Source organism: Pseudomonas sp. ABFPK, assembly GCF_001586765.1.
GTDB lineage: Bacteria > Pseudomonadota > Gammaproteobacteria > Pseudomonadales > Pseudomonadaceae > Aquipseudomonas > Aquipseudomonas asiatica.
The window spans coordinates 79,750-94,891 of sequence record NZ_LQXW01000089.1 but is presented as its reverse complement, the minus strand read 5'-3'; the positions used below and the strand labels follow the sequence as shown (position 1 = coordinate 94,891).

General features: G+C 64.1%; 15 protein-coding genes. 10 read left to right on the top strand and 5 right to left on the bottom strand.

All coding sequences use genetic code 11. From position 1 onward, the window contains the following. The first annotated feature begins 10 nt into the window (after positions 1-10). Positions 11-289 carry a hypothetical protein gene (locus WM94_RS28025; RefSeq protein WP_015271347.1) on the top strand — a complete coding sequence of 93 codons (279 nt, stop codon included), beginning with the start codon at positions 11-13 and terminating at the stop codon, positions 287-289. Between the two features lie 49 nt (positions 290-338). Here the strand turns inward: WM94_RS28025 and WM94_RS28020 are convergent, their stop codons facing one another. Beyond that, positions 339-2,381 carry a S9 family peptidase gene (locus tag WM94_RS28020; RefSeq protein ID WP_061552665.1) on the bottom strand — a complete coding sequence of 681 codons (2,043 nt, stop codon included), beginning with the start codon at positions 2,379-2,381 and terminating at the stop codon, positions 339-341. Between the two features lie 138 nt (positions 2,382-2,519). On the opposite strand from WM94_RS28020, the gene WM94_RS28015 reads away from it, so the two are divergent. Genes WM94_RS28015 through WM94_RS28005 form a run of 3 tightly spaced genes read left to right on the top strand, consistent with a single transcriptional unit; the run spans position 2,520 to position 4,345 of the window. Continuing rightward, positions 2,520-3,026 carry a hypothetical protein gene (locus WM94_RS28015; protein WP_061552664.1) on the top strand — a complete coding sequence of 169 codons (507 nt, stop codon included), beginning with the start codon at positions 2,520-2,522 and terminating at the stop codon, positions 3,024-3,026. A gap of 14 nt (positions 3,027-3,040) precedes the next feature. Beyond that, entirely contained in the window at positions 3,041-3,814 is a 774-nt protein-coding gene (locus WM94_RS28010) for a class II glutamine amidotransferase (RefSeq protein WP_013973756.1), read from the top strand. Between the two features lie 9 nt (positions 3,815-3,823). Then, positions 3,824-4,345, top strand: a complete 522-nt coding sequence (locus tag WM94_RS28005) for a DUF2937 family protein (RefSeq protein WP_061552663.1) — start codon at positions 3,824-3,826, stop codon at positions 4,343-4,345. Between the two features lie 199 nt (positions 4,346-4,544). On the opposite strand, the gene WM94_RS28000 is transcribed toward WM94_RS28005, so the two are convergent. Continuing rightward, positions 4,545-5,456, bottom strand: coding sequence for a LysR family transcriptional regulator (locus WM94_RS28000; protein WP_061552662.1), 912 nt, complete (start codon positions 5,454-5,456; stop codon positions 4,545-4,547). Positions 5,457-5,584: 128 nt separating this feature from the next. Here WM94_RS28000 and WM94_RS27995 point away from each other — a divergent pair, with 128 nt between their 5' ends. The 4 genes from WM94_RS27995 to WM94_RS27980 are packed head-to-tail and all read left to right on the top strand — an operon-like array spanning position 5,585 to position 9,257. Next, positions 5,585-6,871, top strand: coding sequence for an MFS transporter (locus WM94_RS27995; RefSeq protein WP_061552661.1), 1,287 nt, complete (start codon positions 5,585-5,587; stop codon positions 6,869-6,871). Positions 6,872-6,880: 9 nt separating this feature from the next. Continuing rightward, a complete protein-coding gene (locus tag WM94_RS27990; RefSeq protein WP_054573769.1) occupies positions 6,881-7,660 on the top strand; it encodes a 5-oxoprolinase subunit PxpA in 780 nt (259 codons plus the stop codon). Continuing rightward, the gene (gene pxpB / locus WM94_RS27985; protein WP_061552660.1) at positions 7,657-8,343 is read left to right on the top strand and encodes a 5-oxoprolinase subunit PxpB; all 687 of its coding nucleotides are present in this window, start codon (positions 7,657-7,659) and stop codon (positions 8,341-8,343) included. The genes WM94_RS27990 and pxpB overlap by 4 nt, the downstream gene beginning before the upstream one ends. Continuing rightward, positions 8,340-9,257: a biotin-dependent carboxyltransferase family protein gene (locus WM94_RS27980; protein ID WP_061552659.1), complete on the top strand. Its 918-nt coding sequence runs from the start codon at positions 8,340-8,342 to the stop codon at positions 9,255-9,257. Before pxpB ends, WM94_RS27980 begins: the two co-directional genes overlap by 4 nt. Positions 9,258-9,371: 114 nt before the next feature. Here the strand turns inward: WM94_RS27980 and WM94_RS27975 are convergent, their stop codons facing one another. From WM94_RS27975 to WM94_RS27965, 3 genes are all read right to left on the bottom strand, one after another. Continuing rightward, a complete protein-coding gene (locus WM94_RS27975) occupies positions 9,372-10,550 on the bottom strand; it encodes a VWA domain-containing protein (RefSeq protein ID WP_013973749.1) in 1,179 nt (392 codons plus the stop codon). 13 nt (positions 10,551-10,563) lie between these two features. Next, positions 10,564-11,409: a MoxR family ATPase gene (locus WM94_RS27970; RefSeq protein WP_061552658.1), complete on the bottom strand. Its 846-nt coding sequence runs from the start codon at positions 11,407-11,409 to the stop codon at positions 10,564-10,566. A 229-nt stretch (positions 11,410-11,638) separates the two neighbouring features. Next, entirely contained in the window at positions 11,639-12,712 is a 1,074-nt protein-coding gene (locus tag WM94_RS27965; RefSeq protein WP_013973747.1) for a DUF748 domain-containing protein, read from the bottom strand. Positions 12,713-12,846: 134 nt separating this feature from the next. Between WM94_RS27965 and cysK the strand changes: the two genes are divergently transcribed. Further along, complete coding sequence (gene cysK, locus WM94_RS27960; RefSeq protein ID WP_061552657.1) at positions 12,847-13,821, top strand: cysteine synthase A; 975 nt, start codon at positions 12,847-12,849, stop codon at positions 13,819-13,821. Positions 13,822-14,108: 287 nt separating this feature from the next. Beyond that, the gene (locus tag WM94_RS27955) at positions 14,109-15,044 is read left to right on the top strand and encodes an aspartyl/asparaginyl beta-hydroxylase domain-containing protein (protein ID WP_015271337.1); all 936 of its coding nucleotides are present in this window, start codon (positions 14,109-14,111) and stop codon (positions 15,042-15,044) included. Positions 15,045-15,142: the final 98 nt, after the last annotated feature.

Sequence of the window (15,142 nt, the reverse complement as noted above, 5' to 3'; positions counted from 1 at the left end):
GAGGTTGCTGATGTTTCGCGCGATCCTCGTTGTGCTGTTGTTGGCCGGCCTGCCCATGGCCGAAGCTGCCAGCACGCCACCCCGGTTGAGCACGCCGGTGCCCGGTGCACCGGGTACGCCTACGCCTACGCCATATCCGCAGATTACCCCGAGTACGCCGCCCAAGGCCTATGACAGCCAGCCGGGGGCGCCACTGTTACCGCCGATGCCGGTGCCCGGGCCACCGAAAGACCAGCCATTGCCGGGGTTGCGCCAGGACCCGCCGAAGCCGGCGGTGCAGGATGATTGACCGAGAGGGCCTTGTGTCGCGAAAGGGGCGCAAAGCGCCCCCGGCTTTCTCAAACGACACCTAGCTCGCCGAACACGAACGCGTACTCAAGGGCCACATCCTTGAGCCCCTGATACCGCCCGCTCATCCCGCCATGCCCAGCCCCCATCTCGGTCTTGAGCAGCAGCAGGTTATCGTCGGTCTTTCGCGTGCGCAGCCGCGCCACCCACTTGGCCGCTTCCCAGTACTGCACGCGGCTGTCGTTGTAGCCCGCCACCACCAGCATCGCCGGGTAGGCCTGTTCCTTCACGTTCTCGTACGGTGCATAGGCCTTGATCCGCTCATACACCTCCGGCTCCTCAGGGTTACCCCATTCGTCGTACTCGGTCACGGTCAGCGGCAGCTCGGGGTCGAGCATGGTGTTGAGCACGTCGACGAACGGCACTTCGGCAATCGCACAGCGGAACAGCTCGGGGCGCAGGTTGAGCACAGCGCCCATCAGCAGGCCACCGGCGCTGCCGCCACTGATGGCCAGGCGGTCGGCAGCCGTGACACCCTCGGCGATCAGGTGCTCGGCACAGGCGATGAAGTCGCTGAAGGTGTTGTGCTTGTGCTCCTGCTTGCCGGCGCGGTACCAGGCTTCGCCCAGTTCGCCACCACCACGCACATGAGCGATGGCAAAGGCCACGCCGCGCTCCAGCAGGCTCAGGCGCGCGTGCGAGAACCACGGGTCGAGGCTTTCGCCATAGGCGCCGTAGCCATACAGGTACAGCGGCACGGTCTGGCCCAGGTCCTGGCGGCGGCGCACCAGGCTGATCGGCACCCGGGTGCCGTCCGCTGCGGTAGCCCACAGGCGCTCGCTGACATAGTCGTCGGCATCGAACGGCCCCAGCACCGGGGTTTGCTTGAGCACCGCCTGGGCACCGCTGGCCAGCTCCAGCTGGCGTACCTGGGCCGGGCGGTTGAGTGCTTCGTAGCGCAGGCGCAGGCGTGGGCTGGCGAATTCCAGGCTGTCCTGCACGTACAGGCTGTAGGCCGCGTCGGGCAGTTCGACGCGGTAGGGTGCCAGGCCCTGCGGGCGTACCTCGATGATCGGCAGGCCGCCTTCGCGCAGGCTCAGGGTCAGCGCGCCGGCATTCAGGCTGAGGCCTTCGAGCATGATCGCGTCGCGGTGCGCTACCAGCACCTGCCATTGCTCACGGCTGGGCACTGGTGCGACCGGGGCGTGGTACAGGGCGAAGTTGATGCCGTCCTGGTTGGTGCGGATGAACCAGCGCCACTGGCCGTCGAGCTGGCCGTGGTCGGGGAAGTACTCGTGGCCTTCGACCCGTGGCGCCAGGCAGGTGAACGGTGTCTGCGGGGTTTCCGCGTCCAGCACCCAGGCTTCGCTGGTGGTCTTGCTGTTGAGCAGCAGCACTAGCTGGCGTTCGGAACTGGTGCGGTAGCAGTGCAGGAAGAAGCGCCCATCGGGCTCCTCGAACACGGTCTGCGCGCCGTCGTTGCCCAGGGTGTGACGACGCAGGCGCCACGGGCGGTGGGTGTCGTCCAGTTCGGCGAAGAACAGCGTCTGGCTATCGTTGGCCCAGGTCAGGCTGCCGTCGCAGTCGTCGAAGGGCAGGGTACTGACGCTGCCACTGGCCAAGTCCTTCACGTACAGGGTGAAGATTTCGTCGCCGCTGGTGTCCAGGCTGTAGGCCAGCAGGCGGTGGTCAGGGCTGACGTTGAACGCGCCGAGGGACAGGAAACCGCCATTGGCCAGGGCGTTGGGGTCGAGCAGCAGTTGCTCCTGGCTTTCATCGACCGTGTTGGAGTCGTCGGCCGGGCGCGGGCAGCGGTAGTGACGCGGGTACTCGTCGCCTGCGGTGGTACGGGTGTAGTACAGGTAGGGGCCCCAGGGCGCCGGCAGCGACAGGTCGGTTTCCAGGATGCGGCCCTTGATCTCTTCGAACAGTTGTTCGCGCAACGGCGCCTGGTCGGCCAGGCAGGCTTCCTGGTAGGCGTTTTCGGCCTGCAGGTAGGCAAGCACCTCGGGGGTGTCACGCTGTTGCAGCCAGGCGTACGGGTCGGTGGCCTGGGCCTGGTGGGCAATCGGGGGTTGGGGCTTGGTTGGCATTGAGGATCTCTTGATTGGGGTTGCCTGTGCCGGCCTCCTTGCGGGCAAGCCCGCGAAGAGGCCGGTACAGGCAAACACTGTCTGCGCCCGGAAAAGTGTTTATCATAGGCATCTCTTTGCCTGGCTTGCACGAACACCATGACCGAGAACGACTACACCCTCGCCTGGGGCCTTTACGCCGTTGCCGCCCTGGGCTGCCTGATGGTGGGCTTCAAGCTCACCGGCTGGATGTGGCGCTGGCTGCGCGAACCGCTGCGGGTGGTGCTGGCGGTGCTGCTGCTGACCCCGACCATCGTCGACCCGGTCAAGGACAGTTTCGCCCCGGCCATTGCCATCACCGCCCTGGATGTCGCCTTCAAGGTCGGCAACAACGCCTGGCGCGCGGTATCCGACTTCGCCATGTACGGCATGGGCGCGTTTTCCCTGTATTTCCTTTTCGTACTGCTGCGCTTGCCGCTGGAAAAGCGCGCCCGCGAGCGCCGCGCGCAGGCCGAGGCCGCTGCCCAGCGCCAGGCTGCCGAAGATGACCAGCTTGGCGCCCAGGGCCCGCTGGCCGCAGAGCGCCGCGACCGTTTCCGTGATGCGCCACCCCCTGCCGCCCCAGCCGTCTCCCGCGGCAGCGGCCGGGTCGAGCCCCGTCTGTAAGCGGAGACACGCCTATGTGCGAACTGCTGGGCATGAGTGCCAACGTCCCCACCGATATCGTCTTCAGCTTTACCGGCCTGATGCAGCGCGGCGGTCGTACCGGCCCGCACCGTGACGGCTGGGGCATCGGCTTCTACGAAGGCCGTGGCCTGCGCCTTTTCCAGGACCCGGCTGCCAGCAGCGAGTCGGAAGTGGCCAACCTGGTGCAGCGTTACCCGATCAAGAGCGAAGTGGTCATTGGCCATATCCGCCAGGCCAACGTCGGCAAGGTATGCCTGTCCAACACCCACCCGTTCGTGCGAGAGATGTGGGGCCGCAACTGGTGCTTCGCGCACAACGGCCAGCTGGGCGACTTCAAGGGCCAGGCCAGTTTCTACCGGCCGGTGGGCGACACCGACAGCGAGGCGGCCTTCTGCGACCTGCTCAACCGCATTCGCAGCGCCTTCCCCGAGCCCGTTCCGGTGGAACAGCTGCTGCCGGTGCTGGTCGAAGCCTGTGCCGGCTACCGCGGCCAGGGCGTGTTCAACTGCATGCTCAGCGACGGCGACTGGCTGTTCTGCTTCTGTTCGACCAAGTTGGTGCACATTACCCGCCGGGCACCCTTTGGTGCGGCACGGTTGAAGGATGTCGACCTGATCGTCGATTTTCACACCGAAACCACCCCTAACGACGTGGTCACGGTGATCGCCACCGAGGCCCTGACCGAGAACGAGACCTGGCAGCGTTACGAGCCGGGTCAGTGGGCCCTGTGGCGGCACGGCGAGTGCGTGGCGCACGGCCAGAGCTAAGGACGCGGCATGTTCAGAAGTTACCTGCGGTTGCTGTTGTTCACCTTCGGCCTGCTGGCCGGTATCCAGGTCCCGGGGCTGGTGAAGGACTACAGCCAGCGGGTCGAGGCGCACCTGTTCGAATCCCGCGAGGCGCTCGACGGCTTCCGGCAGACCGCCGAACGTTTCTTCAATGGCGACCTGCAGGCGCTGCTGCGGCATTACCGCAGCAGCGACGACCCAGTGTTCAACAGTGATGCCAACAGCATCGAAAGCCTGATGATCCGCAACGAACTGCTGGAAAACGAATGGCAGGCGCTGCAAGCGCCATGGGCGCAGCGTACCTGGCACGTGCTGGTACAGGCCGACCCGCAGTTGCGCGAAGAAACCCTCAATGGCTACAGCTACCAGATCCTGCTGGTGCCCGAGGCGGTTGGCTGGGGGCTTGGTGCAGGGTTTGTGCTGGCATTCGTGATCGAGAGCCTGTTGATGGTAATTGGCTGGGTGATCCTGGGCGGGCGGCGTGGGGCGGTGAAAGAGAGCTGGCGCTGAGCTGATTCGATTTGCCCGAGCGACGCGGTCTTTGTAGGAGCGGCCTTGTGTCGCGAAATGGCCGCAAAGCGGCCACAAGGTTCTGCAGCGCTTCACAAATTGCTGGGGCTGCGCTGCAGCCCTTTCGCGACACAAGGCCGCTCCTACAGGGGCTGCGCCAGTCGTTCAAAAGTGAGTCAGCAGCTGAAAAGGTATTCAGTCAGACCAACACAATCCGCTGCCCACCCACATCCCGCGCATACCGCTCCAGCACCTGGCGGCAAACCCCGACCACTTCATCCACCAACGCCACCCCGGTCTGCCAGGCCACCACCAGCTCCAGGCTCGGCGGCGGTTGCAGCCCCTGCAGCAATACCAGCTCACCCCGGCTCAACTCGGCATCCACCAGCGCCGGCGGCAACGCACCAATGCCAAAACCGTCACGCAACAGCCGGGTAATCGCCGCCACCGAGTTCACGCAGTTCAGCCGCGGCGTTTCGGCCCCGGCACTCAGCAGCAGGCTCAGCACTTCCTGGTGCGGCCGCGAGTTCTTCGAGAAGGTGATGATCCGCTCACGCCCAAGCTCGGCCAGTGAGGCGTAGTCGCGGTGCTGGTGCGAGCCGGCGGCCACCACCCAACCCATCGGGTAGCGCGCCAGGTCCAGGCTGCGGATCGACTGCTCGCGCAGCAGGTCGGTCTGCAGGATCACGTCGAGAAAGCCCTTCTGCAATTGCTCGCGAAGGTTCAGCGCAGTGTCGGCCACCAGTTCGATCTCCACCTGCGGGTAACGCTCGGTCAGCTCCGCCACCAGCGCGCTCATCCAGGTGTGGATCACCGTGTCCATCACCCCGATACGGATGCGCCCGACCTTGGCCCGGTCGCTGTCCAGCGACTGCTTCATGGCCTTGGCGGTTTCCAGCATGCGCTCGGCATATTCCAGTACCTTGCTGCCCTCCGGGGTCAGGCTGACGCCGCGTGAGTCGCGCAGCAGCAGCTTGACGCCCAGGTCGGCCTCCAACGCGGCGATGCGGCTGGAAACCGAGGCCTGGGTAGTGAACAGCTTTTCCGCGGTCAGGCGGAAGCTCTTGAGCCGGGCGACCCAGACGAAGGTTTCGAGGAAGCGAAGGTTCATGATCAGTTTTTCTTGTTCCAGACCGGCGGTTTTTCTCGTTGGACGCAAATGGCGCGGCCTCTGAACAATGGCAGCCAGGCCGCGACTCATTGTCGCCCATAAAACAATACCAACAAGCCGAGGCAAGCATGAACCCCACCGGCGTGCAGCAGCAGGTCAGTTCCCCATCTTCGTCCGGGCCTTTCGCCTGGTATCGCGACATCGACTCACAGCAGCGCCGGACGTTCTGGAGCTGCAAGATCGGCTACGGCCTGGACGGCATGGACACACAGATGCTCAGCTTCGTCATTCCGACGCTGATCATGCTGTGGGGCATCACCACCACCGAAGCCGGGTTGATCCACACTAGCACCTTGATCGCCTCGGCCGTGGGTGGCTGGGTGGCCGGCATTCTCTCCGACCGCATTGGCCGCGTGCGCACCCTGCAACTGACGGTGGTGTGGTTTGCCTTCTTCACCTTCCTCTGCGGCTTCGCCCAGAACTACGAACAGCTGCTGATCGCCCGTACCCTGATGGGCTTCGGCTTTGGCGGTGAGTGGACCGCCGGCGCGGTGCTGATCGGCGAGGTGATCCGCGCCCAGGACCGTGGCAAGGCGGTGGGCATGGTGCAGTCCGGCTGGGCCCTTGGCTGGGGCCTCACCGCCATCCTCTACGCGCTGCTGTTCTCCTGGCTGCCGGCCGAGCAGGCCTGGCGCGCGCTGTTCCTGCTGGGCCTGGTACCGGCGATCTTCGTGATCTTCGTCCGCCGCCTGGTCAAGGACCCCGAGGTATACCGCGAGGCCAAGGCGGTGGAAAACGCCGAGGCACCTGCGCAGTTCTACGAGATCTTTGCCCCGGGCATGCTCTGGACCACCGTGCGAGCGTCCCTGCTGACCACCGGCGCGCTGGGCGGCTACTACGCCATTACCTCGTGGCTGCCGACCTTCCTCAAGAACGAGCGCGGCCTGAGCGTGCTGGGCACCGGTGGCTACCTGGCCATGGTGATCGTCGGCTCCTACGTCGGCTATGTGGTCAGTGCGTACCTGTCCGACCTGCTGGGTCGCAAGAAGAACTTCATCCTGTTCGCCGTGGGCTCGTTCGTCATCGTGCTGCTGTACACGCAAATGCAGGTCAGCGACGGCGTGATGCTGTGGCTGGGCTTCCCGCTGGGCTTCTTCGCCTCGGGCATCTTCAGCGGCATGGGCGCGTTCCTCACCGAACTGTTCCCCACGCGTATCCGCGGTTCGGGGCAGGGCTTCTGCTACAACATCGGCAAGGTCATCGCGGCACTGTTCCCGCTGCTGATCGGCGTGCTCGGCCAGAAAGTACCGCTGGGCCTGGGTATCGGCGTGTTCTCCGCCGTGTCCTACGGGGTGGTGATCGTGGCGGCGCTGAGCCTGCCGGAAACCCGCGGCAAACAGCTGCAGGCGCGTTAAGGTAGGCATATGAACAACGACAACGGAGGCCGTGCAGTGGAACGCCTGCTACTCAATTGCGACATGGGCGAGAGTTTCGGCAGCTGGCGCATGGGCCTGGATGCCGAAGTCATGCCTTACATCGATTGCGCCAACATCGCCTGCGGCTACCACGCCGGCGACCCCGGCATCATGCGCCGCACCGTGGCCCTGGCGCTGGAGCACGGGGTGACCATCGGCGCGCACCCGGCCTACCCGGACCTGGTCGGCTTCGGCCGCCGCTCCATGGCCTGCAGCCCGGAGGAAATCCGCGACCTGCTGCATTACCAGATCGGTGCGCTGGACGGCATCTGCAAAGTGTTGGGCGGCCGCGTGGCCTACGTGAAACCCCATGGTGCGCTGTACAACGACATGATGGCCGACCCGCTCAAGCTGCGCACCGTACTGGAGGCTGTGGCGGCCTATGGCGCAGACCTGCCGCTGATGCTGATGGCCACCGCCGACAACCGCGCCGCCCAGGCCCTGGGAGATGAGATTGGCGTGCCGCTGTGGTTCGAAGCATTCGCCGATCGCGCCTACACCGCCAGCGGCCATCTGGTGTCGCGTCGCCTGCCCGGCGCTGTGCACCACGACCCGGCGCTGGTGGTGGAGCAGGCCGTGCGCCTGGCCCGCGGCGATACGCTCGTCGCGGACGATGGCAGTGCACTGAGGCTTGCAGCCAGTACCCTGTGCGTACACGGTGACAACGACAGTTCGGTGGCGGCTGTGCGGCAGATTCGCCAGGCTCTCGATGCCCTGGAGTCGCGATGAAACCCCGTATTGAAGTCGTGGCCATCGACAGCCTGATGGTGCGCCTGTTCGATGGTATCGACGAGGGCAACATGCCGTGGATGCTTGCCGCCAGCCAGCGCTTGCACGCGACGTTCGGCAAGCACTTGCTGGACCTGGTGCCGTCCTACACCACGCTGATGGTGCAGTTCGACCTGCCACCGGGTGAGGCGAGGGCACTGATCATCCGTGCGCTGGAGGGCTTGCAGCCAGACACGGGCAGCGGTGGCCGCCGCCATGAGATCCCGGTGTGGTACGACGCCAGCGTCGGCCCGGAGCTGCCGGTGTTGGCGGCCCGCAGTGGCTTGAGTGAAGCAGAGGTGGTCCGCTTGCACAGCGAGCGCGAGTACCCGGTGTTCGCCCTGGGTTTCGCCCCCGGTTTCGGCTTCATGGGTCTGGTGGACGAACGCCTGGCCAGCCCGCGCCTTAGCACCCCGCGCAAGCGCGTTGCGGCCGGCAGCGTCGGCATTGCCGAGCGCCAGACGGCGGCCTATCCAGCGGTATCGCCGGGTGGCTGGAACCTGATCGGGCGTACCCCGGTGCGCCTGTTCGACCGTGAACGCGAGGGCTACAGCCTGTTGCAACCCGGTGACCGGGTGCGCTTCGTGCCGGTTTCGCGCAGCGACTTCGTGGCGTTGGGCGGTGATGTGGAGGCACAAGCATGAAGCAGTTGAAGATCGAGGCCAGTACTCCGCTGTGCCAATTACAGGATGCTGGGCGTTTTGGCGTACGCCATTTGGGCGTGACCCAGGGCGGGGCGCTGGACTGGGTGGCGATGCACTGGGCCAACTGGCTGCTGGGCAACCCGTTGGCGGCGCCGGTGGTCGAGGTGGCGCTAGGTGGTTTCTGTGTGGTCGCCGAGCAGGATTGTGTGCTGGCCCTGGCCGGTGCCGACCTGGATGCGCGTGTCGATGATCAGCCGCTGGCGCCCTGGCGCAGCTTTGCGTTGGTCAAGGGCCAGCGGTTGACCCTGAAGCAGCCGAAGCAGGGCGTGCGAGCGTATCTGGCGGCGCCTGGCGGGTTCCTCGGCGAGGATGTGCTGGGCAGTTGTGCCACCGTTGTGCGGGAAGAACTTGGCGGTATCGATGGTCAGGGTTCTGGGCTTGGCAAAGGCCAGGTTCTGGCATTCTCAGGCACTTCGCCGACCCTGCGTGAGGTACCCGAAGCGCTGCGGCCACAGTACCCACAAAAGCCTGTACTTGACCTGGTGATCGGCGCACAGATCGGTGACTTCAGCGGTACCAGCCTGTTCGAGGCGTTCAACCGCGAGTGGACGCTGGACAGCCGTGCCGACCGCATGGGCATCCGCCTGCTGGGGCCGCAGTTGGTCTACCAGGGCGCGCCGATGATTTCCGAGGGGATTCCGCTCGGGGCGGTACAGGTGCCGCCGGATGGGCAGCCGATCGTGTTGCTCAATGACCGGCAGACCATTGGCGGTTATCCGCGGCTGGGGGCATTGACGCCGCTGGCGCTGGCGCAACTGGCGCAGTGCATGCCGGGCGCGGTGGTGCGGTTCCGGGCGGTGGTGCAGGATGAGGCGTGGCGGGAGCAGCAGGCTTACCTGGACCGTTGGCGATAAGGCAGCCGGCCTCTTCGCGGGTAAACCCGCTCCTACAGGTACGGCGCAAGCCGGGAGGCCTGTGCGGGACCTGTAGGAGCGGGTTGACCCGCGAAAGAGCCGGCACTGGCAAAATCACTTGGACAAGTAACGCATCCCTTCCTCCAACCCCTGCAAGGTCAGCGGGTACATCTTGTCCTCGATCAAGTCCCGCACCAGGTGGGTCGATGCGGTGTAGTCCCAGGCCTGCTTCGGGTACGGGTTGATCCAGATGATCTTCCTGAATTTCTCCATGAAACGCTGCATCCACACATACCCGGCCTCTTCGTTCCAGTGCTCCACGCTGCCCCCCGGCTGGGTAATCTCGTAGGGCGCCATGGCCGCATCGCCAACGAACACAACCTTGTAGTCATCGCCGTACTTGTGCAGCAGGTCGAAGGTGGAATAGCGCTCCGAGGTGCGGCGCAGGTTGTTTTTCCACACCGACTCGTACACGAAGTTGTGGAAGTAGTAGTACTCCAGGTGCTTGAACTCGGTCTTGCACGCCGAGAACAGTTCTTCGCAGACCTTGACGTGGGCGTCCATCGAACCACCGATGTCGAACAGCAACAGCAGCTTCACCGTGTTGCGCCGCTCGGGGCGCATCTGGATGTTCAGCAGCCCGGCATCCCGCGCGGTGTGGTCGATGGTGCCGTCGATGTCCAGCTCTTCGGCGGCGCCTTCACGGGCGAACTTGCGCAGCCGGCGCAAAGCCAGCTTGATGTTGCGCGTGCCCAGCTCCACCTGGTCGTCCAGGTTCTTGTATTCGCGCTGGTCCCACACCTTCACCGCCTTGCCCTGGCGCTTGCCGGCCTCGCCCACGCGGATGCCCTCGGGGTTGAAGCCGCCCGAACCGAACGGGCTGGTGCCGCCGGTGCCGATCCACTTGTTGCCGCCGGCGTGACGTTCCTTCTGCTCTTCGAGGCGCTTCTTGAACTCCTCGATCAGCTTGTCCAGGCCACCCAGCGACTGGATCTGCGCGCGTTCCTCGTCGGTCAGCGAACGCTCGAATTCCTTGCGCAGCCAGTCTTCGGGGATCAGCGCCTCGATGTGCCGGTCGAGGTTCTCCAGGCCCTTGAAGTAGGCGGCGAAGGCCCGGTCGAACTTGTCGAAGTGGCGCTCGTCCTTCACCAGGATGGCGCGGGCGAGGTAGTAGAACTCGTCCATGTCGGCGAACACCACGCGCTTTTGCAGGGCCTGGTGCAGGTCGAGCAGTTCGCGTACCGACACCGGCACCTTGGCCGCGCGCATTTCATTGAACAGGTTGAGCAGCATGGCCCGGCTCCTGTCAGCGGTTGCCGCGCCGGCTCATGAAGGCCAGGCGCTCGAGCAGTTGTACGTCCTGCTCGTTCTTCACCAGCGCGCCGGCCAGCGGTGGAATGGCCTTGGTCGGGTCGCGTTCGCGCAGCACCGCTTCACCGATGTTGTCGGCCATCAGCAGCTTGAGCCAATCGACCAGTTCGGAGGTGGACGGCTTTTTCTTCAGGCCTGGTACCTTGCGCACGTCGAAGAACACGTCCAACGCCTCGCTGACCAGCGACTGGCTGATGTTCGGGTAGTGCACGTCGACGATCTGCTGCAGGGTGGTGCGGTCGGGGAAGGCGATGTAGTGGAAGAAGCAGCGGCGCAGGAAGGCGTCCGGCAGCTCCTTTTCGTTGTTGGAGGTGATGATGATGATCGGGCGCTGTCTGGCCTTGATGGTCTCGTCGATTTCGTAAACGTAGAACTCCATCTTGTCGAGTTCTTGCAGCAGGTCGTTGGGGAACTCGATGTCGGCCTTGTCGATTTCGTCGATCAGCAGGATGACCCGTTCCTCGGCCTCGAAGGCTTCCCACAGCTTGCCCTTTTTCAGGTAGTTGCGCACGTCGTGGACCTTGTCCACGCCCAGCTGGGCGTCACGCAGACGGCTGACCGCGTCGTACTCGTAGAGGCCCTGGTGGGCCTTGGTGGTCGACTTGATGTGCCAGGTGATCAGGCGCGCACCGAACGAGGCTGCCAGCTGCTCGGCGAGCATGGTCTTGCCGGTGCCGGGTTCGCCCTTGACCAGCAAGGGGCGTTCGAGGGTGATGGCCGCGTTTACCGCCAGTTTCAGGTCGTCTGTGGCGACGTAGTCGCGGGTGCCTTCGAACTTCATGGGTCTGTCCTCTGCTGGAAGCCTGCACCGGCCCTTTCGCGGGTAAACCCGCTCCCACAGTTACCCCACCTTTTCTGAGGTTTGTGGAATACCTGTGGGAGCGGGTTTACCCGCGAAGAGGCCAGCACAGGCAGCACATATTTTCGATTTGTCACCGACTATAACGCGGGGTTCGCCGACTGGAAACGCAGACCAGGTATTCAGTCCCTGAATGCCCCGTCACTCGATCCTAGTCGGAATCCGGCGCATCACGCTCATACCGCGCATTGAACGCCTCGATGAACCCGTTGCGCAGTATCTGCAGAAACGCCTCGAAGGCGCTGATATCCTGTTTGTGCACGCTGCCGCTGAGCTCTACCCGGGTCGCGAACTGGTTCTTCGGCTGGTTCTTCAATACTGTCTCGGTTGCACCTACCAGCGCTTCCCAGACCGAGCGGAAGAAGCCTTTGTCCTTCTCCTGCACATCCTGCTGCCAGTCGAACACATCCACATCCCGCAACAGTGGCTTGATGTACCCGTTCAATCGCCCGTTGGTCGCCTCGGCCTCTATCACCACATCGCCGTGCCCGGCATTGAAATCGAACTTGCCGTAGGCGCTGGCGAAGTCATTGAGCTTGCGCAGCTCGATACCCGTGGCGCGCAGGCGGAACTCGAAGTCGTCGAAATCGCTGAACGGGTCGAAGGTAGCGCGACTTTCCACCTTGGCGTCGCCTACGATCAGCGCCGTGCCATCAAAGCTGGCATCACGTCGGCCCTTTTCGTCACGAATATTGGTGAGGTTGCGAATACTGGCATCGAGCTGAGTGGCCTTGAGGTTGACTGGTGGTTTGGAGTTGAAGTTGCGGAAAGTCAGCACGCCGTTGTCGATGCGAACCTCGTTCAGGGTGATCGGCAGCAGTTTTTCCAGTTGCTGGCGCCAGTCGGTGCCCTGACCGGTCTGCGAGTTCTGTTTGTTGCCGCCATCGACGAAGTTGAGTTCCGGCCGGTCGAATATGACTTCGGCAACCACTGCGCGGTCGTACCAAAGGGCGTGCCAGCTCACCGACAGGTCGATCAGCGGTGCATCGAGAAACGGTACCGGCACCTTGCCGGTGGTCTTGACGATCTTCAGCCCGTTGATCTGGTATGCACCGCGCCACCAGGCCAGGTCCACATCGGCCACCTGGCCACGGTAGTCGCCCATGTCGGCCAGTTTGTCATTGAGGTAGTCGCGCACCAGATAGGGCAGGGCCAGGTGCAGCGCCAGCAACAGCACGATCAGGCTGGCCAGGCCGATCAACGGCCAGCGATAACGGGCTCTCATCGAATTGTCTCCAACGCAGGATATGCGGTTGACCGCAACGAGTCCGCGTGAGTTCGAACAGGCTTTACGGGCCACCGGTGCGGGCTTACCCTTGAGGTCTTTCCCTGCTTTTTTTCATGCCAAGGACCCCTGCCATGAGCCGTATCTTTGCAGACAACGCCCACTCCATCGGTAACACGCCGCTGGTGCAGATCAACCGCATTGCCCCGCGCGGCGTGACCATCCTGGCCAAGATCGAAGGGCGTAACCCGGGCTATTCGGTCAAATGCCGCATCGGCGCGAACATGGTCTGGGACGCCGAAAGCAGCGGCAAGCTCAAGCCGGGCATGACCATCGTCGAACCGACCTCGGGCAACACCGGCATCGGCCTGGCCTTCGTCGCCGCAGCCCGTGGCTACAAACTGATGCTGACCATGCCCGCGTCCATGAGCCTGGAGCGCCGCAAGGTGCTGAAGGCGCTGGGGGCCGAGCTGGTGCTGACCGACCCGGCCAAGGGCATGAAGGGCGCCATCGAGAAGGCCAACGAAATCGTCGCCTCCGGCCCGGCCCAGTACTTCCTGCCGGGCCAGTTCGAAAACCCGGCCAACCCGGCGATCCACGAAAAAACCACCGGCCCGGAAATCTGGAACGACACCGACGGCGCGGTCGACGTGCTGGTGGCTGGGGTCGGCACCGGCGGCACCATCACCGGTGTTTCGCGCTACATCAAGCACACGCAGGGCAAGGCGATCCTGTCGGTGGCGGTGGAACCAGTGGCCTCGCCGCTTATCAGCCAGACCCTGGCCGGCGAAGAGCTCAAGCCCAGCCCGCACAAGATCCAGGGCATCGGCGCCGGCTTCGTGCCGAAGAACCTCGACCTGTCGATCGTCGACCAGGTGGAAACGGTGACCGACGAAGAGTCCAAGGCCATGGCCATCCGCCTGATGCAGGAAGAGGGCATCCTCTGTGGCATTTCCTGTGGTGCGGCGATGGCAGCGGCCGTGCGCCTGGCCGAAAAGCCGGAAATGCAGGGCAAGACCATCGTCGTGATTCTGCCGGACTCCGGCGAGCGCTACCTGTCGAGCATGCTGTTCAGCGACATGTTCAGCGAGCAGGAAAACCAGCAGTAAGGTGTGGGGCTGCTTTGCAGCCCATCGCGACACAAGGCCGCTCCTACAAGGGAATGCGACCTGTTGTAGGAGCGGCCTTGTGTCGCGAACGGGGCGCAAGGCGCCCCCAGGTTTCATGCCCTGCTGCTGACCCGCAGCAATGCTCGCCAGCGTGGTTTATTGCAAAATCTTCATGATTGAGTTGCTGCCCGGGCTGTTTTTACCCTGGCGGCATCAGTTTATGATGGCAGGATGATTTATCGGAGTGCAGGGCGCGCAGCCCTGTTTCTTCCTCAAGGAGTGAAAGCATGACCTTTTCCTTTGCAGCCAAGGCGGGTGTCTTGCTGGTGTTTTTTGGCAGCGTGCTGTTCGTGCACCTGCGCGGCAAGGCTCGCTTGCCGGTGTTGCGCCAGTTCGTCAACCATTCGGCGCTGTTCGCCCCTTATAACAGCCTGATGTACCTGTTTTCCGGCGTACCGTCCAAGCCCTACCTGGACCGCCAGCGCTTCCCCGAGCTGGATGTGCTGAAGGACAACTGGCAGGAAATCCGCGAAGAGGCCATGCGCCTGTTCGACGAAGGTTACATCCGCGCCGCCGAGAAGGATAACGACGCAGGCTTCGGTTCGTTCTTCAAGAAAGGCTGGAAGCGCTTTTACCTGAAGTGGTACGACAAACCGTTGCCTTCTGCCGAAACCCTGTGCCCGCGCACTGTCGAGTTGGTCAGCAGCATCCCCAACGTCAAGGGCGCGATGTTCGCCCTGTTGCCCGGCGGCAGCCACCTGAACCCGCACCGCGACCCGTTCGCCGGTTCCCTGCGCTACCACCTGGGCCTGTCCACCCCCAACTCCGATGCTTGCCGCATCTACGTCGATGGCGAGGAATATGCCTGGCGTGACGGTGAGGACGTGATGTTCGATGAAACCTACGTGCACTGGGTCAAGAACGAGACCGACGTTACCCGGGTGATCCTGTTCTGCGACATCGAACGCCCGCTGAGCAGCCCACTGATGACCCGCATCAACCGCCAGGTCAGCGCCTTCCTCGGCCGTGCCACCGCGCCGCAGAACACCGACGACGAGCGTGTGGGCGGGATCAACCAGGCCTACGCCTGGAGCAAGCGCTTCAGCAACCGGATCAGTAGCCAGGTCAAGCAGTTCAAGCGCGCCAACCCCAAGGCCTACCGCGTGCTGCGGCCGGTGCTGGCGGCGGTGGTGGTGTACCTGTTGTATCACTGGTTGTTCTGATTTCTGCCTGTTGGGGCTGCCTTGCAGCCCATCGCGACACAAGGCCGCTCCTACAGGTGATTGCGTACTCCTGTAGGAGCGGCCTTGTGTCGCGATAG

Coding starts and splice junctions, on each gene's coding strand:
- WM94_RS28025 (WP_015271347.1), top strand. CDS start 11: ATGTTTCGCGCGATCCTCGTTGTGCTGTTGTTGGCCGGCCTGCCCATG.
- WM94_RS28020 (WP_061552665.1), bottom strand. CDS start 2,381: ATGCCAACCAAGCCCCAACCCCCGATTGCCCACCAGGCCCAGGCCACC.
- WM94_RS28015 (WP_061552664.1), top strand. CDS start 2,520: ATGACCGAGAACGACTACACCCTCGCCTGGGGCCTTTACGCCGTTGCC.
- WM94_RS28010 (WP_013973756.1), top strand. CDS start 3,041: ATGTGCGAACTGCTGGGCATGAGTGCCAACGTCCCCACCGATATCGTC.
- WM94_RS28005 (WP_061552663.1), top strand. CDS start 3,824: ATGTTCAGAAGTTACCTGCGGTTGCTGTTGTTCACCTTCGGCCTGCTG.
- WM94_RS28000 (WP_061552662.1), bottom strand. CDS start 5,456: ATGAACCTTCGCTTCCTCGAAACCTTCGTCTGGGTCGCCCGGCTCAAG.
- WM94_RS27995 (WP_061552661.1), top strand. CDS start 5,585: ATGAACCCCACCGGCGTGCAGCAGCAGGTCAGTTCCCCATCTTCGTCC.
- WM94_RS27990 (WP_054573769.1), top strand. CDS start 6,881: ATGAACAACGACAACGGAGGCCGTGCAGTGGAACGCCTGCTACTCAAT.
- pxpB (WP_061552660.1), top strand. CDS start 7,657: ATGAAACCCCGTATTGAAGTCGTGGCCATCGACAGCCTGATGGTGCGC.
- WM94_RS27980 (WP_061552659.1), top strand. CDS start 8,340: ATGAAGCAGTTGAAGATCGAGGCCAGTACTCCGCTGTGCCAATTACAG.
- WM94_RS27975 (WP_013973749.1), bottom strand. CDS start 10,550: ATGCTGCTCAACCTGTTCAATGAAATGCGCGCGGCCAAGGTGCCGGTG.
- WM94_RS27970 (WP_061552658.1), bottom strand. CDS start 11,409: ATGAAGTTCGAAGGCACCCGCGACTACGTCGCCACAGACGACCTGAAA.
- WM94_RS27965 (WP_013973747.1), bottom strand. CDS start 12,712: ATGAGAGCCCGTTATCGCTGGCCGTTGATCGGCCTGGCCAGCCTGATC.
- cysK (WP_061552657.1), top strand. CDS start 12,847: ATGAGCCGTATCTTTGCAGACAACGCCCACTCCATCGGTAACACGCCG.
- WM94_RS27955 (WP_015271337.1), top strand. CDS start 14,109: ATGACCTTTTCCTTTGCAGCCAAGGCGGGTGTCTTGCTGGTGTTTTTT.